This is a genomic window from Pantoea sp. y20, assembly GCF_054903455.1.
In genome coordinates, this window is sequence record NZ_CM142816.1 from 1196839 (window position 1) to 1214743 (window position 17905).

Consider the following 17905-nt stretch of genomic DNA (forward strand, 5'->3'; position numbering starts at 1 on the left):
AATTATTTCCGCAAGAGGCTGGTGGCTGGATTATGGTTTGCGAGTTTATTTCTCACTTCGAAATGAGTCAATCATAATATGATTTTTTACCCTAACGTAACCTTATGAATTTTAATGTAAAGAATTGTCATGTTTAGTGCGTTGCTGGTTCGGGTGGGATTCTTTTAAGTTGTTCTTCTGCAAGGCTTTATTGTGTTTCATAAAATTGCTGTGAAAATTAATGCTGAACATGAATATCCTCATGTTATGATTTTGCCCTCATGGAATTTGTTGCAAATATAAAACCCTTTTCAAACCTGTTTGAAGGAATTATGACATGGTTTCATTAAGCAAGAATCAGACGGTTTCACTCAGCAAACAAACCGCTTCGCTGAATAAATTACATTTCGGCTTAGGCTGGGATCCCATTAAAAAGAAAGGCTTCATGGGCAAGCTTTTTGGTGGTGGCAGCGATTCCATCGATCTGGATGCCAGCTGCGTATTACTGGATCAATCCGGTCATGCCATTGATACCATCTGGTTCCGCGCATTAACCTCCAAATGTGGTGCGGTGAAACACAGCGGCGATAACCGTACCGGCGAAGGCGATGGCGACGATGAAGTGATCATCGTTGAGTTGTCACGTCTGCCAGCTAACGTTGAGTATCTGGCGTTCACCGTGAACAGCTTCCAGGGCCAAACCTTCAATGAAGTGGAAAATGCCTTCTGCCGCGTGGTGGATCAAAACGGCAAAGAGCTGGCGCGCTATGAGCTGACTGAGCAAGGCAGCCATACCGGCATCGTGATTGCTTCGCTGCACCGCAACGGCGGTCTGTGGGACTTCACGGCGCATGGCCGCGCGAGTGCCGGCCGTACCATTGACGCGATGCAAAACGACATCGTTGCCGCAGTGGTGCGCTAATGAATATGACGCCGGGGAGCAATGCTCCCGTTCCCGCTAATCTGCTGACGGTGCGCGTACTCGCTGGCGCCGCCGTTGATGCTTCGGCCTTTCGTCTGTTCGCCAGCGGCAAAGTCAATGGCGATGCCGATATGGTGTTCTACGGTCAGCCGGATAACGATGACCGCACCATCAGCCTGAAAAGCGAAGGGCACAACTCCGCCTTCTCTGTCGATCTCACCCGCCTGCGTCCTGACGTGCAGAAAGTGGCCTTTACCGTTACCTGTGACGGCGGCCGCAACGTGTCGGGTTTGCAACGTCTGGCGATTCAGGTGGAGCAGAGCGGTGAAGTGTTACTGAATGGCAGCGTGGAGCTGGTAGGACGTCAGGAAGCAGCGTTGATCCTCGGCGAACTTTACCGCCGCAATAATGAGTGGAAATTCCGCTTTATTGCGCAGGGTTTCAACGGCGGCTTAAAGCCGCTGGCGGAACATTTCGGTGTGGATGTGGCTGAACCCGCGCCTGCCCCAACGCCTGCGCCTGCACCGCAGACGGCACCGGCTCCAGCACCGACACCCGCGCCGGCAAAAATCAATCTGAGCAAAGTGTCTCTTACCAAAGAGAAGCCAGCTATCAGCCTGACCAAGCGCGATAACTTCGGTGAGATCCGCATCAATCTGAACTGGCACCGTGAAACCAGCAGCGGTGGCGGCGGATTGCGCGGATTGTTCGGCGGCAACAAAGGCGTGGATCTCGATCTCGGCGCCTTCGTTGAGCTGCAAGACGGCTCGCGCGGTGTGATCCAGGCGCTGGGCGGCAATTTTGGCGCTATGCATGCCAAACCTTTCGTACACTTGCAGGGCGACGATCGCACCGGGGAAGTGACCGACGGCGAATGGCTGCACATTAACGGTCGCGAATGGAGTCAGATTCGCGAGGTATTAATTTTCGCCTTCATCTATCAAGGTGCGGCGAGCTGGGACAAAACGGATGGCGTAGTCACGCTGCACATTCCAGACCAGCCTCCGATTGAAACGCGTATGACTGAAGGGGAGAACCGCCGCAACATGTGTGCGATTGCTCGCCTGGTCAATGAGAACGGCAGTATCCGCGTCGAGCGTATCAATCAGTTCTTTAACGGGCATTCCGATATGGACAAAGCTTTCGGTTGGGGATTCAACTGGCGAGCCGGTTCCAAATAATAACAGACAGAGGATTCACTATGAGCTTTCTCAACAAGGTCAAAGGGGCATTTAATTCCGGCCGCGATGAATTAACCAAACAGGTTAGCCGCTTTAAGAACAAGAAATTTATGCAAGGAACCGTCGCGGTGTGCGCACGCATTGCGGTGGCAGACGGCGGCGTGAGCGCGGAAGAGAAGCAGAAGATGATCGGTTTTCTGCGCGCCTCCGAAGAGTTGAAAGTCTTTGATACCAATGAAGTGATTGAGTTCTTCAACAAACTGGTGAGCAGCTTTGATTTCGATCTGGAAATCGGCAAGGGCGAAACCATGAAGTACATCATGGCGTTGAAAGATCAGCCGGAAGCCGCACAGTTGGCGATCCGCGTAGGTATTGCTGTCGGTAAGAGTGATGGTGATTTTGATGCTGACGAGCAGAAAGCGGTGCGCGAAATCGCCGTCGCTTTGGGCTTTGATCCAGCAATATTTGGTCTGTAATTTTTTATCTTTTAAGGGTTCATCATGGTGTCTACGCACATTGGCTTCCCAACTGAAACAGTCGCGGTTTTCATCGCGCTGTCGGTGGGCGCTATTTTTATCGACCTGTTCATGCACCGCGGCGACAAGCCGATTTCGCTGAAAAGCGCGGCGCTGTGGTCAGTGTTCTGGGTGGCGGTGGCGATGGGTTTCGCCGGCTTCCTCTATATCCATCACGGCGCTGAAGTTGCCAGCCTGTTCGTGACCGGTTATGCGCTGGAGAAAGTACTCTCCGTCGATAACCTGTTCGTGATGATGGCGATCTTCTCGTGGTTTGCCGTTCCGGACCGCTATCGTCACCGCGTGCTTTACTGGGGCATCATCGGTGCCATCGTTTTCCGTGGCATCTTCGTGGCGATCGGTACCGGCTTGCTGAGCCTTGGTCCGTATGTCGAAATCGTGTTTGCGCTGATCGTCGCGTGGACGGCGGTAATGATGCTGAAAAGCGGCGATGACAGCGACGAGATCGAAGATTACTCGCAGCACCTTGCTTATCGCATGGTGAAGCGCTTCTTCCCAATCTGGCCAAAAATGCGCGGTAACGCCTTCCTGCTGAATCAGAAGGAAGTTGATGAAGAGCTGCAGAAGCCAGAAAACAAAGACGTAGCGATTGGTCGCGGCAAGAAAGCGGCACTGTATGCCACGCCGTTGATGCTGTGTGTGGCGGTGGTTGAACTCTCTGACGTGATGTTCGCCTTTGACTCCGTGCCGGCGATTATCGCAGTAAGCCGTGAACCGCTGATCGTTTATAGCGCCATGATGTTCGCCATCCTCGGCTTGCGTACACTGTACTTCGTACTTGAAGCATTGAAGCAGTATCTGGTTCACCTCGAGAAAGCCGTCATCGTGCTGCTGTTCTTCATCGCGGTGAAACTGGGTCTGAATGCTACCGATCATATCTGGCATCACGGCTACAGCATCTCTGCTAGCGCCAGCTTGTTTGTGGTACTCGGCGTGTTAGCGGTCGGTATCGTACTCAGCGTGATGTTCCCCGGTAAGCCCGAGGAAAAAGAAGAGAGCTGATCTTCTGCCAGCAATGAGTCTGAAAAATCATTAACCAAGAGGTAATTACAATGAGCGTTTCTCTTTCTAAAGGCGGTAACGTTTCGCTGAGCAAAGCGGCACCAACCATGAAAAACGTCCTCGTTGGCCTTGGCTGGGATGCACGTTCCACCGATGGTCAGGACTTTGACCTTGATGCGTCAGCGTTCTTGCTGTCCGCCAGCGGCAAAGTCCGCGGCGATGCTGACTTTATTTTCTACAACAATCTGGTCTCTTCCGACGGTTCCGTTTCCCACACCGGTGACAACCGTACTGGTGCAGGCGATGGCGATGATGAATCGCTGAAAATCAAACTGGATTTGATTCCGGCTGACGTCGACAAGATTGTGTTTGTGGTCACCATCCACGATGCGCAGACCCGTCGTCAGAGCTTTGGCCAGGTTTCCGGCGCGTTTATCCGCCTGGTCAACGATGACGATCGCAGTGAAGTGGCGCGTTACGATTTGACCGAAGATGCCTCCACCGAAACCGCGATGCTGTTTGGTGAGCTGTACCGTAACGGCGCCGAGTGGAAATTCCGCGCGGTAGGCCAGGGTTATGCCGGCGGCCTCGCTTCGGTATGTGCTCAGTACGGTATCAACGCGTCTTAATTATCACGGGCAGCTTCGCGCTGCCCGCATCATCCAATTAAAAGCAGGAGCTTTAAAATGGCAGTTTCTCTGGTAAAAGGCGGTAACGTTTCCCTGACTAAAGAAGCACCAACCATGAATGTTGCCATGGCGGGTCTGGGTTGGGATGCACGTGTAACAGATGGTCAGGATTTCGACCTCGACGCGTCAGTATTTATGGTCGGTGACGACGGTAAAGTGCTGAGCGATGCCAGCTTCATCTTCTTCAACAACAAGCAGAGCGCTTGTGGTTCCGTTGAGCATCAGGGCGATAACCGCACCGGTGCTGGCGATGGCGATGACGAGCAGGTTAAAATTACCCTGTCTAAAGTACCGGCTGAGGTGAAGAAGCTGGTCTTCGCGGTGACCATTTATGATGCCGAAGCGCGTAAGCAGAACTTCGGCATGGTGAGCAACAGCTTCATGCGTATCTTCAATAATGACAGCGGTGCTGAAATCGCCCGTTTTGACCTGTCTGAAGATGCGTCTACCGAAACCGCGATGGTGTTTGGTGAGCTGTATCGCAATGGTGCCGAGTGGAAATTCAAAGCCGTTGGTCAGGGCTTCGCAGGCGGCCTGTCAGCGCTGGCTTCGCAGCACGGCGTGAGCGTCTGATTCAAAGCATTGCTAACAAAGCCCCGGCTGGTCCGGGGCTTTTTACTGTCTCAATAATGGATCAAAACGACTAAGTGCTTATTGCGTAGCGACGAAGTGTCAATCGGTCGCCATGAATGGTGCGCCTAAGGATCCAGACGCAGCATGCGCAGTTTTTCCATTGGCACGCGGCGTTTTTTCCACGTTGGATGGAAATGACGCCAGTGTGGATCCTGCGCGGCAGCCAGTAACTCAAAATCACCGCGCGTATCACCCCATGCGCGCAGGTGATAGTTATGCAGCGGGCCGTAAACGCTTTCCAGTCGTTTGACCTTTTGCCCGCAGCGGCAGTTATGACCGGTAATTTTTCCGGTGAGAATGCCGTCTACCACTTCTAATTGGGTACCGATCAGATTGATGCCCAGTCGCTCGGCGAACGGTTCCAATACCATCGCCGGCGAGGCGGAACAGATGGTCACTTCGGCGCTGGAGTTCACTTCGGCGGCAACCGCTAACAGCCCGGCTGGGCGCATTAGCTTATTCCAGTTTGCCGCGCAGAAAAGTTGCGCCTGCTGACGAATCCATTGCTCCTCAACGCCGGTTAAAAAGGTGTGAATCAACACTTCTTTCAACTCATCACGCGTTAGCTTTTTCCGCATGCAGCGCAGCGTTGGGAATGCCAGTTTGGCAATTTTGCGAGCGAACGCGCGTTTGCCAAAGCTGAAGCGCAGAAAGGGGATGAAGCTGTCGTGAATGGTCAGCGTGCCGTCAAAATCGAAGACTGACAGAACCTGATTTTCACGCGCTAAGGAGGATTCCATGGACATGTTGTTCTCTTTTGTCGCAAGCCGTAATCAATGCCACGATGATAGCAAATGGCTGGCCGATATTCTCATGCGTGAATGCGGCTACCGATAAACGGTAGCCGTTTGAAACGCTTACTCGCGGATTTTGCCCTCTTCCTCGCGGGTTTTACCCTCTTCGATAAACTCTTCGTCAATCTCTTCAGAGTTCTCACGGTTATCGCGACCAGAAAGCAGATTCCAGCAGGCAATAAACAGCGCGGCGATCAGCGGACCAATGACAAAGCCGTTGATGCCGTACACTTCCATGCCGCCTAGCGTGGAGATCAGGATCAGATAGTCCGGCATTTTGGTGTCTTTACCGACCAGCAGCGGACGCAGAATATTATCCACCAGGCCAACCACCACCACGAAGAAGCCAATCAGGAACAGCGCTTTCCAGATGGCGCTGGTGGCGAAGAAGAAGATGGTTGCCGGTACCCAAACAATGGCGGAACCGACCGCCGGAATCAGTGACAGGAACGCCATCAAGGTGCCCCACAGCAAGCTGCCATCAATGCCGGTGATCCAGAAGGCGATGCCGCCCAGCACACCTTGTACCACCGCAACCACCACCGTGCCTTTGACCGTGGCACGCGATACCGCTGCGAACTTCATCAGCAGGTGATGTTTCACGTAGGTTGAAAGCGGCAGCGCTTCCAGAATCAAATTCACCAGCCAGGCGCCATCTTTCAACAGGAAGAACAGCAGATAGAGCATCACGCCAAAGCCAACGGTAAAGGTGAACGTCCCTTTACCGATCAGGAACACGCTGCCCGCCATGTATTGGCCGCCTTTCAGCGCAAAGCCAGAGAGCTTCTGCTGAATCTCCTGCGCGTTGTTCAGGTTGTTATCGGCGAGATAGTTGCGTGCCCAGGAAGGCAGATGCTGCAGCAGATCGGCAAACACCGCAGGGAACTGCGCGGAGTTGTTCTGCAGCTTGGTGTAGACGGTGTTAACTTCAACCACCATTGAAGAGGTGATCAGCGCCAACGGCGTGAACACCATCAGGCAGATAATCAGCAACGTAGCGAACGAAGCCAGGCCGTTGCGATCGCCCATTTTACGGCGCAGCAGCGACTTCAGTGGATGGAAGATCACCGCCAGAATCGCGGCCCAGAAAATGGCAGAAAAATAGGGTGTCAGCACATCAAAAAAGGCGAAGGTGACGATCGCCAAAATAACGATAAAGAAGCCTAAATTAAGTCCTTTAATACGCATTACATAGTCTCGTCAGTAGATAGGGCGAATGAACTATAGAACGCTTAACGGGGAAAGTAATGTTTTTAGGATCGATGGTTCGCTCAAGCTCGTGAAGAGAGCAGACATAGGATGTCCCGATTTGTCCGCCTGATGTCTGTTCACTGGCTGGCGCGGCAGCACTATTACGGTGATGATGGTGGCTGAAACTCACCGGAGGAAATCATGCTGGAACTACGTCCTAACTGCGAATGCTGCGATAGAGATCTGCCGCCGGCGTCGCTTGAGGCGCGCATCTGTTCATTTGAATGCACGTTCTGTGTGGCGTGCGCGGAAGGTATCCTGGCGCAGCGTTGCCCGAATTGCAGCGGTGAACTGGTGCGTCGACCGATTCGTCCTGCTGCAGCGTTAGCACGTCATCCGGCGTCCTCAACGCGCCATTTATCTTCTTCATGAGATAGTGAGCGTGCAAACCAATATTCTGCTCATGTAAACGTTTACCCTAAATAGTTTATCAGGCTGCCTCGTGATATTTAAACGTTACGCAAGCAGGGTAATTTTGAGCACGATAGTAATCACCGCCGTGTATTAATGTTGGTGATAAACAATCCGCGCCTAATAAGTAGCAGTAATTGTTAAATACTCATCAGGTTGCGCGTGCGGCGTGCTGAGATTATAAAGGTTTAAAAAGCAAATAGTGTTGTTTTTAAAGGGATATTAACCATTCTTGATAGCATGGATTAGCTGCTTGAATGCCTTATTGTTGTGTCTTTGCTGAATCTGGTCAGAGCACAGACCTTATTTATCCTGAAACAGCGTTCCTAAAATAATATTTCTTTCTATCATTTAGTTTTTGCGTATTTTTCTGAAAAATAGCCCTTTTCAAAAGAATTTTTCAATTTTAAATGGTATTGTTTGCTGGCAATGCTAGTGATGTGGCGTTGTGTGCTTCAGTTTTACCCTCACTTTTGCAGGGTTTACCCCTTTATGCAATTTATGGAAATTGAATTATCCTCCCGATCCTTGCGATCGGGTTTTTCTTTATATTTCCCGCTCTCGCCGCAATAAACGCTGATGCGTCTCTTCGATCCCGTTAATGTCAGAAAATACACAATCGTTAAGAAAGTGATAAGTTGACGTAATTTCCTGTAAGTATGCGGTTTTTAAGAGTTTTGGAAATGCTTTTCTGTCTCCAGTTAATCAATAGTAATGCTTAACGGCACAGCAACCGCCGTTATCATTGGAGGCAACACCATGAAAAAAACAACATTAACTCTTATTGCGTCATTTATTGCATGCAGCACACTGTTTTCTAGCGTCTCGTGGGCAGACGGCCCAGGTGACCAGCGCTGGCAGCCGCACGGCGGCGACCAGCATCAAGACCACGGACGTGGCCCGGATCGTGGCGGCGACCGCGGACCGGATCGCGGCAATCATCATGACCGTGGTCACGATCGCGGCCCCGGCCCGGATCGTCATGACCGTTATGCTGACCATCGTATGCCGGAAGGGCATCGTGACGGCGACCGCTTCGCCTGGGGCGGACATGACTTCCGTCGCGGCTATCCGGCACCGCCGGAGTTTCGTGGTCCGCATTATCGCGTAGATGACTGGCGTGACCGTGGTCTGTATGAACCACCGCGCGGTGAGCATTGGGCTTACATCGACGGTAATTACGTGCTGGTGGCCGCAGCAACCGGCATCATTACCGCGATTCTGCTCAACGGCGCGTTCAACTAATCTCCCCGGCGGATGGCTACGGCCATCCGTGTTTCTCTGCGCTTTATCCGCTCACCAGGTTATTCTCTCTACGACCCGTTTTTCCTTTCGATACGTTAAGGAGTGATGATGACCGTGGCAAAAATGGTGGCGGTGGATAAAGACGGCACCTTTCTCGACGACAATAAACAGTACAATCGCGCGCGTTTTAACGCCTGCTATCAGGAAATGAAGCAGCGCGGCATCAAGTTTGTGGTAGCCAGCGGCAACCAGTATTACCAACTCAAATCCTTCTTCCCTGAGATCGCCCACGAAATTGCCTTTGTGGCGGAGAACGGCGCGTGGATTATCGATTGTGATGAAGAGTTATTCTGCGGCGAGTTTTCTCGTCCGGATATTGATGCGGTGCTGGATACGTTGCACAACGGTAACTATCCCGAACTGCGTTACATCCTGTGCGGACGCGACAGCGCGTACTACTTCGAAGGCCTTGATGAAAAGTGGCTGGTGAAAATGCGTCACTATTGCCACCGCCTGAAGGCGATTCGCAGCCTCGATGACGTGGCGGGCGATAAGCTGTTCAAGTTTGCGCTGAATCTGTCTGATGATTACGTGGAACCGCTGATGGCGGACATTGAGCGTCTGCATCAGGGGGCGGCTGCCGCCACGTCCAGCGGTCATGGATCGGTGGATTTGATCGTGCCGGGCAACCATAAAGGTCACGGCCTCGATCTGTTGGGCAAACGCTGGGGCATCGAACGCAGTGAAATTCTGGTGTTTGGCGACGGCGGTAACGATCTCGAAATGCTGCAGCAGTCGGGCTTCAGCTTTGCCATGGCGAACGCACCGCAGAAGGTCAAAGATGCGGCCCGCTTTGAAGCGCCGGGTAATAACGACGAGGGCGTTTTACAGGTGATTGAGCAGATGCTGGCCGGCAAACCGCCGTTTGTCATCTGATCGTCATTTATAGCTGAATTTATTCTTTGCTTTGCCGATATTCGATTGTGACGGAACGCACAATTCGCCGCTGAGCGGCACTTCTTATCTCAATCGTTAATGCAGTCGGTTAGAAAGGATAAATTATGTTGCCAACCCGTTTGGCTGCCCGCATGACGCTGGGTGGCCTGCTATTACTGTGCGTCACCACCGCAGTCGTATTTTCCGTTCTGTTGTTGCGCGGTCAGCCGCGCGTCATCGAAGCCAGCCATACGCTGATTGAGCAGGCCGGTAGCAATCTGGTCAGCCAATTAAATCAGCAGCTGGTGCGCATTGAAGGCGAGGCCGTCAGCATGGCGCGCCTTGCTGAAGTGTTGCCGCACGATGCCACGCTGTGGCAGCAAAGCTTCCCACAAATCATCAACAGCAGCGGCAATAAAACCATTGCCGGCGGCGGCGTGTGGCCGGAACCCGATGCGTTTAGCGCCGGTGTGCAACGTCGTAGCTTCTTCTGGGCGCGACAGGGTGATGGCGAGCTGGCCTATTCCGATGACTACAACCTGCCTGCGGGCAACGGCTATCAACAGGAAAGCTGGTACAGCGCGGTGCGTAACGGACCGCGCGATCGTTGCGGTTGGTCGGAGGTTTATCAGGATCCGGTATCCGGTGTGAAAATGGTGACCTGCAGCGTGCCGTATGCGGCGGGCGATCGGTTTGCCGGTGTCGCAACGCTGGATGTGCAGCTGGATAATCTTGCGGGCTTTATGCAGCAGAAAGGGCAGGTGACGGGCGGTTATGCCTTTGCGCTCGATAGCGCGGGCAACCTGCTCTATTACCCAGGCCAGGATATGAAATCGCTCACCACCTTGAGCAGCCTGGCGGAAAAATCCAGCTGGCTGGCGCCGCTGGCCGCCCGTATCACCCAGTTGAAGGGCGATGGCGATGTATTACAACTGTCGGATTTTGCAGACGGCTACTTGCACAACAGCGCGCAGGTGACGCTGTTCCGCATGCCCGGCACCGGTTGGGTGATTGGCCTGGTAACGCCGGAAAGTGCCGTCAGCGGCCTGGCGCGTACCATGATGCGCGACATCTTCACTTTCCTGATTCCGGCGATGATCGTGCTGCTGCTGTTAACCTGGGCGTTTACCCAACGCATTGGCCAACGTCTGAAGGCGACGCACGCGGCGCTGGATGAGATTGCCAATGGCGATGGCGATTTAACCCGCCGTCTGACCAAAAGTGGGCGCGATGAGCTGGCGGATATTGCCGGTGCGTTCAACAGCTTTGTCGATAAGATCGCTGGCGTGATTACCCGCGTGCAGGGCAGCGGCGAAACGGTGGCGGCCAACGCATCGGGATTAGCGCACAGCAACACCGCGCTGTCGGAGAAAATCGCTGAGCAGGCTGCGGCGCTTGAGCAGAGTGCGGCGGCGATGGAGCAGCTTAACGCCACCGTGCAGCAAAACGCTGAAAATACCCGACTGGCCGATGCTGCCGCCGAACAGACCGCGCAGATTGCCCGCAGCAGCAGCGAAGTGATGGGCGAAGTGGTGAGCACCATGGGCGCTATTCAATCCTCGTCGCGCCGCGTGGCGGAGATTCTGACGGTGATTGACAGCATCGCGTTTCAAACCAACATCCTTGCCCTGAATGCGGCGGTGGAAGCGGCACGCGCCGGTGAGCAAGGGCGTGGTTTTGCGGTGGTGGCATCGGAAGTGCGCGCCTTAGCCCAGCGCAGCGCCACGGCGGCGCAGGAGATCAAAGCGCTGATTGCCGATTCCGACAGCAACGTGCTGGCCGGCAGTAAACTGGTGGAAGGCGCGGGGCAGCAGCTTTCGCAGCTGGTTTCCGACGTGCATAAAGTGAAGCAGGTAGTCAGCGAGATGCGCGTGGCCGGTGATGAGCAGAGCAAAGGTATCGCGGAAGTGACGCTGGCCGTATCGCAAATGGAGCGCGGTATTCAGCAAAACCTGATGCTGGTGACGCAAACCGCCGAAAATACCCAGGCGCTGCGTGATGAAGCGGCGCAGCTGGCGCAAGAGATGGCGATGTTTAAAGTGGCTGAGCAGTAAAAATCGGGCAGCGTCGGCTGCCAGTTATCATTTAGACGATGCGCCAGGCGGCGGCAATCATCTCGGTTAACGTCGGTGCATCGTAGCTGACCCAGCCGTTTTTGCTGTTGGCGCGCGACACAATCCAGTCAACGTCGGTGGCTGACAGCGTTGGGCCTTCTAACCAGAACGGCACGATCGCCTGCTGCTGGATCCAGGCTTTCAACGCCAGCGCGGGCGGCGCGGGATCGTCCGGCAGCAGCTGTTGGCCGAACTGCGCCATCAAACGTTGCTGTTCAGCATGCTCGGTTTCTGCCAGCACCTCGAGGAACGGGAACAGTAAACGTCCGCACACTTCGCCGTGATGGAACGGCTTGATTGCCCCCAACTCACCGGCAATGCCATGGATCACGCCCAATCCGGCGCTGCTCAGACACACGCCACCCAACCATGACGCCATCATCATCGCTTCGCGCGCGGCACCTCCGCGCTCGTCGTCACGGTTTAAATCTGGCCAGGCCTGGAAGAACAGTCGCAGCCCATTAAGCGCAGTTTGCTGGGTGAACAAATTGCCTTTGCGCGACAGATAGGCTTCGAAAAGATGGGTGAAGGCATCGATGGCGCAGGTTGCCAGCACGCTGTCGGGCGCGCCTTTTAGCAGATCAGGATCGAGAATTGCGACCTGCGGCACAAACACCGGATGGCGTAGCGACGCTTTGACCTGAATATGCTGCTGATCGGTCACCACTGCGTTCTGCGTGGCTTCGCTGCCGGTGCCGGCCGTGGTGGGAATGGCGATCAGCGGCAAGGTCACCGCTTGCACTGGCGTATCACCGACTTTCTCCAGATAGCGCGCGGTATTCAGAGGGTGCTGCATCATCGCGCTAAAGGCTTTAGCCGCATCCAGCACGCTGCCGCCGCCAATCGCCACCACGCGATCAACATGGCCGCGCCAGCGTCGCACCCAGCCATCAATCTCATCTGGCGAGGCTTCATGGCTGACAATCTCGTAACCGATGATGTGATCGTTGAGCGCGGCACCTAAGCGCGTCCAGGCCGGACCATTCAGGAATGAGCGGCCGCAAAACAGCAGCGTCGGCTGGGTATTGGCCGCCAGCAGCGGAATCAGTTGGTCAATGCTGCCGCGCCCAAACAGGGTTTGTTGATTACTGTACAACTCGATCAGATTCTCACTCACCTGCACGTCCTTCTTGTTTGGCTCAAAGACCTAAGTGTAACCAAAAGCCGTGACACTCCCGCTGCAAACATTCTGATAACCCGCTGGCAAAAAGTTGATCACCTTCGCAAAACAGAAATTCCGCTGCGACGCCAGGTGCTTTGTACGCAATGTTACCCTTAACATGATACCCGTAACATTGCTCAGCAGGATGTTTACTGTGGTGCACGTTGTTGATTCTCATGTCCTCTGGGATAACCAAAATAAACCGCTGCCGGTAACTTACCGTGCGCAAAAGTGGAGAAAAATTATGCCATTACTCTATGTGGCGATTGGCGTAGCGTTACTGCTGTTGCTGATGATTCGTTTCAAATTGAACGGATTTATTGCGCTGATTCTGGTGGCGCTGGCCGTTGGCATGATGCAGGGCATGCCGGTCAACAAAGTTATCGTTTCGATTAAAACCGGCGTCGGCGGCACGTTGGGCAGCCTCGCGCTGATCATGGGCTTCGGCGCGATGCTGGGTAAACTGCTGGCGGATTGCGGCGGGGCGCAGCGAATCGCCACCACGTTAATCGCTAAATTTGGTGAGAAGCATATTCAGTGGGCGCTGGTGCTGACCGGCTTCACCGTCGGCTTTGCGCTGTTCTACGAAGTGGGCTTTGTGCTGATGCTGCCGTTGGTGTTCAGCATCGCCGCCTCCGCGCGCGTGCCGCTGCTTTACGTGGGTGTGCCGATGGCGGCCGCGCTCTCGGTCACACACGGTTTCCTGCCACCGCATCCGGGCCCAACTGCGATCGCCACGCTGTTTAACGCCGATATGGGTAAAACGCTGCTGTACGGAACGCTGCTGGGGATTCCAACCGTTATTCTCGCCGGTCCGGTTTATGCGCGCTTCCTGAAAGGCATTGATAAGCCGATCCCGGAAGGCTTGTGGAACCCGAAAACCTTTACCGAAGCGGAGATGCCTGGCTTTGGCGTCAGCGTCTGGACGGCGTTGGTGCCGGTGGTGCTGATGGCGTTGCGCGCAGTAGCGGAGATGTTGCTGCCGAAAGGTCACGTGTTGTTGCCGTATGCCGAGTTCTTTGGTGACCCCATTATGGCAACCTTGATTGCCGTGCTGATCGCCATCTTCACCTTTGGTCTCAACCGTGGCCGCAGCATGGATGACGTGATGGGCACCATCACCGATTCGATCAAGATCATCGCGATGATGCTGTTAGTGATTGGTGGTGGCGGGGCGTTCAAACAGGTGCTGGTGGACAGCGGCGTCGATAAATATATCGCCAGCATGATGCATGAAACCAATCTGTCGCCGATCTTCATGGCGTGGTCGATTGCTGCGGTGCTGCGTATTGCGCTGGGTTCCGCTACCGTGGCGGCGATTACGGCAGGCGGGATTGTCGCACCGTTGATCATCACCAGCGGCGCCAGTCCGGAACTGATGGTGATTGCGGTCGGCTCCGGCAGCGTGATTTTCTCTCACGTTAACGATCCGGGCTTCTGGCTGTTTAAGGAGTATTTCAACCTGACCATCGGCGAAACTTTCCGCTCATGGTCGGCGCTGGAAACCATTATTTCGGTGTGCGGTTTGCTGGGTTGCTTACTGCTCGCCAACGTCATCTAAGCATCAAGGCTGAGGCACTGCGCCTCAGCCGCTTGCGGTTTACTGTGTTAAGGCGCGGAACGCCGCGAGTTCCTTTTGCGGCATTCCCGCTTGTAACGCCGCGTCACAGATTTGCTCCCAGCTGTTGCTGTCGAGTGGAATGCCATCGCGTTCACGTTCCACGCGGTTTTGCTCTTCCCACTCGCCGGGCACCTGAATCGGTGCTTCGCCACTTTGCGGCGACTGTTTCACCCAATCCAGGAATGATTTCGCTTCTTCCTGCATCGCAGGCGCATCAAACGCATCCGGATTCACGATGATGGTGGTCATGCAGTTGAAAATGGCATCGTGGCTGGTGATCAGCGTCTCATCATGTGTGGTGCGTCCGCCGGACAGCGCGCCGCCGAGAATTTCACACATGGTTGCCAGCGCATAGCCTTTGTGCAGACCAAACGGCATCAGTGAACCATACGGCGCCTGGTGCATCACGCCTGGCTCGGTGGTCGGCTGGCCTTGATGATCAATCAGATAACCTGGCGCGACCTGCTGCTCTTTATTCCACGCCACTCGCGTTTTACCAAAGGCGATGCCGCTGGTGGCGAAATCGAGCAGCAGCGGTCTGGCATTGCGGCGCGGGAAAATGGCGCAGAAAGGATTGGTGCCAAAGCGACGATCGCTACCGTTAAACGGCGCGACCATCGGATCGCCCATCACGTTAACGAAGTGGAAGGAGACAAAACCGGCGGCCGCACACTGCTCCGCCCAATGGCCGATGCGACCAATGTGGTGCGAATGGTGTAAACCAACCGCCGCAATACCTAACCTGGCTGCGCGCTCAATACCGAGTTGCATCGCCTCAAAGGCCGCCACCTGACCAAAACCGTTGTGCCCGTGCAGCGTCAGCACCGCGCCGGCGTCTTTTGCAATGCTGGCATGTTGGTTGAGTTGCAAAAAGCCCTGTGCCAGCGATTTCATGTAGCTCGGAATCATGCCAACGCCGTGTGAATCGTGACCCGCCAGATTCGCGGCCACCAAATGGTCGGCGACCAGGCGCGCTTCTTCGGCGCTACTGCCAGCATGTAACCAAATGGCTTGAACAAACTGATGAAGGCGAGAAGGGGGAATAAGATGCAGAGTACTCATACGGTCAATCTCCTTATCATGAACAATCATGCATCCTGTGCCGAAACCAGTAATAACTGCAAGTCAATGATAAGAAGTAAAGGGCCACAACGTGTGGCCCAAAAACTCAGTGCGGCTGTTCAAAGCCCGCTTTGACCATCTGATCGCGCAGCGCGCGGGTAATTTCACGGTTTCCGCCAGTGATCGGATAAATGACATTGTTGACGACATCGTCAAGATAGTGCTCTTCAAATTCCTGCAGGGTGAGTTGCGTGCCACCTTCATCATTAATCGCAATACTGCCGCTGATGTGGTTGCCGTAATCCTTTGCCTTAAGGCTATAACGCCCCATGCTGGTATTAATCGTGCTCATAAGAATCTCCTTGTTACGTCGGCATTGATAACAATCGAGGCCTCTTCAGGCGCTATAAGTTTAGACTGCGGACAGGCGCTGAGTGCGGAATCAAGGAGAGGGAAAATCGCAGGCTGCGACCCGTCTCGCAGAATTAAATCGGCATTAAGCGAAACGATAGCTAAGGGTTGTGACCACTCTCGCAGCGCCCAGCGAAAGCAGAATGATCATCTATACTGGTTAGCAGACACGTTATTTTTCATACTTGAAGGAGCGAACAATGAAAATAATTCTGTGGGTCATCGCCATCATCTTCATCGTTGGGTTACTGACACTAACAGGCGTCTTTAAACTGATTTTCTGACAACAACAGGCACCTGCGGGTGCCTGAATTTTTTATTCAGCATAGGATTTTTCGCTGTCATTAAAAGACGCAATCGGCAGGATGAGATCGCCCAGCGTCAACGGTTTCTGACATTGTGCGCAGCAGGCACCATGATGATTTATTGCATCGACCTGTTTGCAGTCCGTTAAGGTGTAAAAAAATTTAGTGCAACCGCAGCGGCTACAACGAATAGTCATGTCAGTTTTTTCCCCATCTCCGTCCTGGAGTATCGAGATTTATCTTATTCGTCGGGCGAGTTCAATTGATAAATTTTGTTAATTTATTCCATGCGTGAATAGTTGACACTAAGTCACTGAAAGCTATCTTATTGCTTGCCGTCATCCTCACAACATGATTGCACTTTGTGTACATCCCTCAGTAATACCTTTCCGTTTATCCGGCGTTTCAATTTCACGTTCCGCATGAGGTAAAATTCGCCGTCAACCGAGAATTAGCCTGGAGATATTAAGCCTGTTTTTTAATATCCTTTTGGCGATTACTTAGGAATGCGTCGTACAAGAATCTGAAAAATTTACCTCAGGGTAGTGCATTTTTTCAGCACGAATTAACAGGAAATTACGTTGTGAATCGGCACTTTTCTGCAGTTTTGTTAGGCTGCATTTTGACCTCATCGGTCTCATTTTCGGCATCAGCGGTAACAACTTCACAAGCCATCAAATCAGGCTGGAACACCTTTAGCGATAACGTGTCGCAAACCTGGTCGCAACCGCAGAATTATGATTTTTATCTGCCGGCGATTACCTGGCACAACCGTTGGACTTACGACGATGAACACATCGATAAATACAACGAGCGCCCGTGGGGCGCAGGTGCGGGCGTTTCGCGCTGGGATGAGAAAGGTAACTGGCACGGTTTGTACCTGATGGCGTTCAAGGACTCCTTCAACAAATGGGAGCCGATTGGCGGTTACGGTTGGGAAGCGACCTGGCGACCGCTTAGCGATCAGAACTTTCATTTGGGCGCCGGATACACGGCGGGTGTAACGGCGCGGGATAACTGGCGCTACATCCCGGTTCCGCTGATATTGCCTTTGGCATCAATTGGATATGGTCCAGCCACTTTCCAAATGACTTATATTCCCGGCACTTACAATAACGGCAACGTTTACTTTGCGTGGCTGAGATTTGAGTTTTAAGCGCTGGCGGCACGCATAAAGTGTGATCGGCATGCAAAAAATCAATATTTATCACTTTTTCATCAAATCGCACTGGACAAATGTCACCGCAATTGCTGTACTAGACGTCGACACAGTTTAGTGTCCTTTTTTCATGTAAAGGTAATATAGATGTCTAAGATCAAAGGTAACGTAAAGTGGTTTAATGAGTCGAAAGGCTTCGGTTTCATTACTCCAGAAGATGGCAGCAAAGATGTATTCGTACACTTCTCTGCAATCAACAGCAACGGTTTCAAAACTCTGGCTGAAGGTCAACGCGTTGAGTTCGAAATCACTGACGGCGCTAAAGGCCCATCAGCTGCTAACGTTATCGCACTGTAATTTAACAGTTCGAATTCTGAAAACCCGCCTTCTGGCGGGTTTTTTTTATTCATTTTTAGGCTCGCCACCAAATAATCATCCAGCTCGCTAAGGCAAGCATGCTGATGCTCAGTGCCATTAACTCATCGAAAGTGC

The 17905-nt window shown here is 53.3% G+C and carries 19 protein-coding genes; 14 read left to right on the forward strand and 5 right to left on the reverse strand.

The annotated features are described in order from the left end of the window. The first annotated feature begins 316 nt into the window (after window positions 1-316). Genes ACYAC5_RS05470 through ACYAC5_RS05495 form a run of 6 tightly spaced genes read left to right on the forward strand, consistent with a single transcriptional unit; the run spans window position 317 to window position 4882 of the window. Window positions 317-901: a TerD family protein gene (locus ACYAC5_RS05470; RefSeq protein WP_101763278.1), complete on the forward strand. Its 585-nt coding sequence runs from the start codon at window positions 317-319 to the stop codon at window positions 899-901. Then, window positions 901-2082, forward strand: coding sequence for a TerD family protein (locus ACYAC5_RS05475; RefSeq protein WP_350261658.1), 1182 nt, complete (start codon window positions 901-903; stop codon window positions 2080-2082). The genes ACYAC5_RS05470 and ACYAC5_RS05475 overlap by 1 nt, the downstream gene beginning before the upstream one ends. 20 nt (window positions 2083-2102) lie before the next feature. Then, a complete protein-coding gene (locus ACYAC5_RS05480) occupies window positions 2103-2558 on the forward strand; it encodes a tellurite resistance TerB family protein (protein ID WP_462062557.1) in 456 nt (151 codons plus the stop codon). 24 nt (window positions 2559-2582) lie between these two features. Further along, window positions 2583-3620 (forward strand): TerC/Alx family metal homeostasis membrane protein, encoded by a 1038-nt coding sequence (locus tag ACYAC5_RS05485; protein WP_008103746.1) that lies wholly within the window; start codon window positions 2583-2585, stop codon window positions 3618-3620. 50 nt (window positions 3621-3670) lie between these two features. Then, complete coding sequence (locus tag ACYAC5_RS05490; RefSeq protein ID WP_008103744.1) at window positions 3671-4249, forward strand: TerD family protein; 579 nt, start codon at window positions 3671-3673, stop codon at window positions 4247-4249. Between the two features lie 57 nt (window positions 4250-4306). Continuing rightward, complete coding sequence (locus tag ACYAC5_RS05495) at window positions 4307-4882, forward strand: TerD family protein (protein ID WP_101763275.1); 576 nt, start codon at window positions 4307-4309, stop codon at window positions 4880-4882. Window positions 4883-5007: 125 nt separating this feature from the next. Here ACYAC5_RS05495 and ACYAC5_RS05500 read toward each other — a convergent pair whose 3' ends face one another. Further along, window positions 5008-5688: an HAD family hydrolase gene (locus ACYAC5_RS05500; RefSeq protein WP_101763273.1), complete on the reverse strand. Its 681-nt coding sequence runs from the start codon at window positions 5686-5688 to the stop codon at window positions 5008-5010. Between the two features lie 111 nt (window positions 5689-5799). Continuing rightward, window positions 5800-6924, reverse strand: coding sequence for an AI-2E family transporter (locus ACYAC5_RS05505; protein ID WP_101763272.1), 1125 nt, complete (start codon window positions 6922-6924; stop codon window positions 5800-5802). 204 nt (window positions 6925-7128) lie between these two features. Here ACYAC5_RS05505 and ACYAC5_RS05510 point away from each other — a divergent pair, with 204 nt between their 5' ends. The 4 genes from ACYAC5_RS05510 (at window position 7129) to ACYAC5_RS05525 (ending at window position 11633) form a co-directional block, all read left to right on the forward strand. Then, the gene (locus tag ACYAC5_RS05510; protein ID WP_192414137.1) at window positions 7129-7359 is read left to right on the forward strand and encodes a DUF1272 domain-containing protein; all 231 of its coding nucleotides are present in this window, start codon (window positions 7129-7131) and stop codon (window positions 7357-7359) included. A gap of 798 nt (window positions 7360-8157) precedes the next feature. After that, window positions 8158-8643 (forward strand): RcnB family protein, encoded by a 486-nt coding sequence (locus ACYAC5_RS05515; protein ID WP_192414138.1) that lies wholly within the window; start codon window positions 8158-8160, stop codon window positions 8641-8643. Window positions 8644-8751: 108 nt separating this feature from the next. Then, window positions 8752-9579, forward strand: coding sequence for a Cof-type HAD-IIB family hydrolase (locus ACYAC5_RS05520; RefSeq protein WP_192414245.1), 828 nt, complete (start codon window positions 8752-8754; stop codon window positions 9577-9579). A 125-nt stretch (window positions 9580-9704) separates the two neighbouring features. Beyond that, window positions 9705-11633 carry a methyl-accepting chemotaxis protein gene (locus tag ACYAC5_RS05525; RefSeq protein ID WP_192414139.1) on the forward strand — a complete coding sequence of 643 codons (1929 nt, stop codon included), beginning with the start codon at window positions 9705-9707 and terminating at the stop codon, window positions 11631-11633. Between the two features lie 31 nt (window positions 11634-11664). Here the strand turns inward: ACYAC5_RS05525 and ACYAC5_RS05530 are convergent, their stop codons facing one another. Beyond that, window positions 11665-12816 carry an iron-containing alcohol dehydrogenase gene (locus ACYAC5_RS05530; RefSeq protein ID WP_370581462.1) on the reverse strand — a complete coding sequence of 384 codons (1152 nt, stop codon included), beginning with the start codon at window positions 12814-12816 and terminating at the stop codon, window positions 11665-11667. A 283-nt stretch (window positions 12817-13099) separates the two neighbouring features. Here ACYAC5_RS05530 and gntT point away from each other — a divergent pair, with 283 nt between their 5' ends. After that, the gene (gene gntT / locus ACYAC5_RS05535; RefSeq protein ID WP_101763267.1) at window positions 13100-14416 is read left to right on the forward strand and encodes a gluconate transporter; all 1317 of its coding nucleotides are present in this window, start codon (window positions 13100-13102) and stop codon (window positions 14414-14416) included. Window positions 14417-14455: 39 nt separating this feature from the next. On the opposite strand, the gene ACYAC5_RS05540 is transcribed toward gntT, so the two are convergent. Beyond that, window positions 14456-15538 carry a malate/lactate/ureidoglycolate dehydrogenase gene (locus ACYAC5_RS05540; protein WP_462062558.1) on the reverse strand — a complete coding sequence of 361 codons (1083 nt, stop codon included), beginning with the start codon at window positions 15536-15538 and terminating at the stop codon, window positions 14456-14458. A 106-nt stretch (window positions 15539-15644) separates the two neighbouring features. After that, the gene (locus ACYAC5_RS05545; protein WP_101763266.1) at window positions 15645-15890 is read right to left on the reverse strand and encodes a hypothetical protein; all 246 of its coding nucleotides are present in this window, start codon (window positions 15888-15890) and stop codon (window positions 15645-15647) included. Between the two features lie 259 nt (window positions 15891-16149). On the opposite strand from ACYAC5_RS05545, the gene ACYAC5_RS05550 reads away from it, so the two are divergent. The 3 genes from ACYAC5_RS05550 to cspE all read left to right on the forward strand — a co-directional run bounded on the left by ACYAC5_RS05550 (window position 16150) and on the right by cspE (window position 17770). After that, window positions 16150-16233: a small membrane protein YohP gene (locus ACYAC5_RS05550; protein ID WP_085982494.1), complete on the forward strand. Its 84-nt coding sequence runs from the start codon at window positions 16150-16152 to the stop codon at window positions 16231-16233. A gap of 604 nt (window positions 16234-16837) precedes the next feature. After that, complete coding sequence (pagP, locus tag ACYAC5_RS05555) at window positions 16838-17410, forward strand: lipid IV(A) palmitoyltransferase PagP (RefSeq protein ID WP_101763264.1); 573 nt, start codon at window positions 16838-16840, stop codon at window positions 17408-17410. Between the two features lie 150 nt (window positions 17411-17560). After that, on the forward strand, window positions 17561-17770 hold the full coding sequence (gene cspE / locus ACYAC5_RS05560) for a transcription antiterminator/RNA stability regulator CspE (protein WP_007890714.1): 210 nt from the start codon (window positions 17561-17563) through the stop codon (window positions 17768-17770). The last annotated feature ends 135 nt before the right edge of the window (window positions 17771-17905 follow it).

Excerpts from the sequence above, each read along its gene's own strand:
- ACYAC5_RS05470 (WP_101763278.1), top strand. The coding sequence starts at position 317 with ATGGTTTCATTAAGCAAGAATCAGACGGTTTCACTCAGCAAACAAACC.
- ACYAC5_RS05475 (WP_350261658.1), top strand. The coding sequence starts at position 901 with ATGAATATGACGCCGGGGAGCAATGCTCCCGTTCCCGCTAATCTGCTG.
- ACYAC5_RS05480 (WP_462062557.1), top strand. The coding sequence starts at position 2,103 with ATGAGCTTTCTCAACAAGGTCAAAGGGGCATTTAATTCCGGCCGCGAT.
- ACYAC5_RS05485 (WP_008103746.1), top strand. The coding sequence starts at position 2,583 with ATGGTGTCTACGCACATTGGCTTCCCAACTGAAACAGTCGCGGTTTTC.
- ACYAC5_RS05490 (WP_008103744.1), top strand. The coding sequence starts at position 3,671 with ATGAGCGTTTCTCTTTCTAAAGGCGGTAACGTTTCGCTGAGCAAAGCG.
- ACYAC5_RS05495 (WP_101763275.1), top strand. The coding sequence starts at position 4,307 with ATGGCAGTTTCTCTGGTAAAAGGCGGTAACGTTTCCCTGACTAAAGAA.
- ACYAC5_RS05500 (WP_101763273.1), bottom strand. The coding sequence starts at position 5,688 with ATGTCCATGGAATCCTCCTTAGCGCGTGAAAATCAGGTTCTGTCAGTC.
- ACYAC5_RS05505 (WP_101763272.1), bottom strand. The coding sequence starts at position 6,924 with ATGCGTATTAAAGGACTTAATTTAGGCTTCTTTATCGTTATTTTGGCG.
- ACYAC5_RS05510 (WP_192414137.1), top strand. The coding sequence starts at position 7,129 with ATGCTGGAACTACGTCCTAACTGCGAATGCTGCGATAGAGATCTGCCG.
- ACYAC5_RS05515 (WP_192414138.1), top strand. The coding sequence starts at position 8,158 with ATGAAAAAAACAACATTAACTCTTATTGCGTCATTTATTGCATGCAGC.
- ACYAC5_RS05520 (WP_192414245.1), top strand. The coding sequence starts at position 8,752 with ATGACCGTGGCAAAAATGGTGGCGGTGGATAAAGACGGCACCTTTCTC.
- ACYAC5_RS05525 (WP_192414139.1), top strand. The coding sequence starts at position 9,705 with ATGTTGCCAACCCGTTTGGCTGCCCGCATGACGCTGGGTGGCCTGCTA.
- gntT (WP_101763267.1), top strand. The coding sequence starts at position 13,100 with ATGCCATTACTCTATGTGGCGATTGGCGTAGCGTTACTGCTGTTGCTG.
- ACYAC5_RS05540 (WP_462062558.1), bottom strand. The coding sequence starts at position 15,538 with ATGAGTACTCTGCATCTTATTCCCCCTTCTCGCCTTCATCAGTTTGTT.
- ACYAC5_RS05545 (WP_101763266.1), bottom strand. The coding sequence starts at position 15,890 with ATGAGCACGATTAATACCAGCATGGGGCGTTATAGCCTTAAGGCAAAG.
- ACYAC5_RS05550 (WP_085982494.1), top strand. The coding sequence starts at position 16,150 with ATGAAAATAATTCTGTGGGTCATCGCCATCATCTTCATCGTTGGGTTA.
- cspE (WP_007890714.1), top strand. The coding sequence starts at position 17,561 with ATGTCTAAGATCAAAGGTAACGTAAAGTGGTTTAATGAGTCGAAAGGC.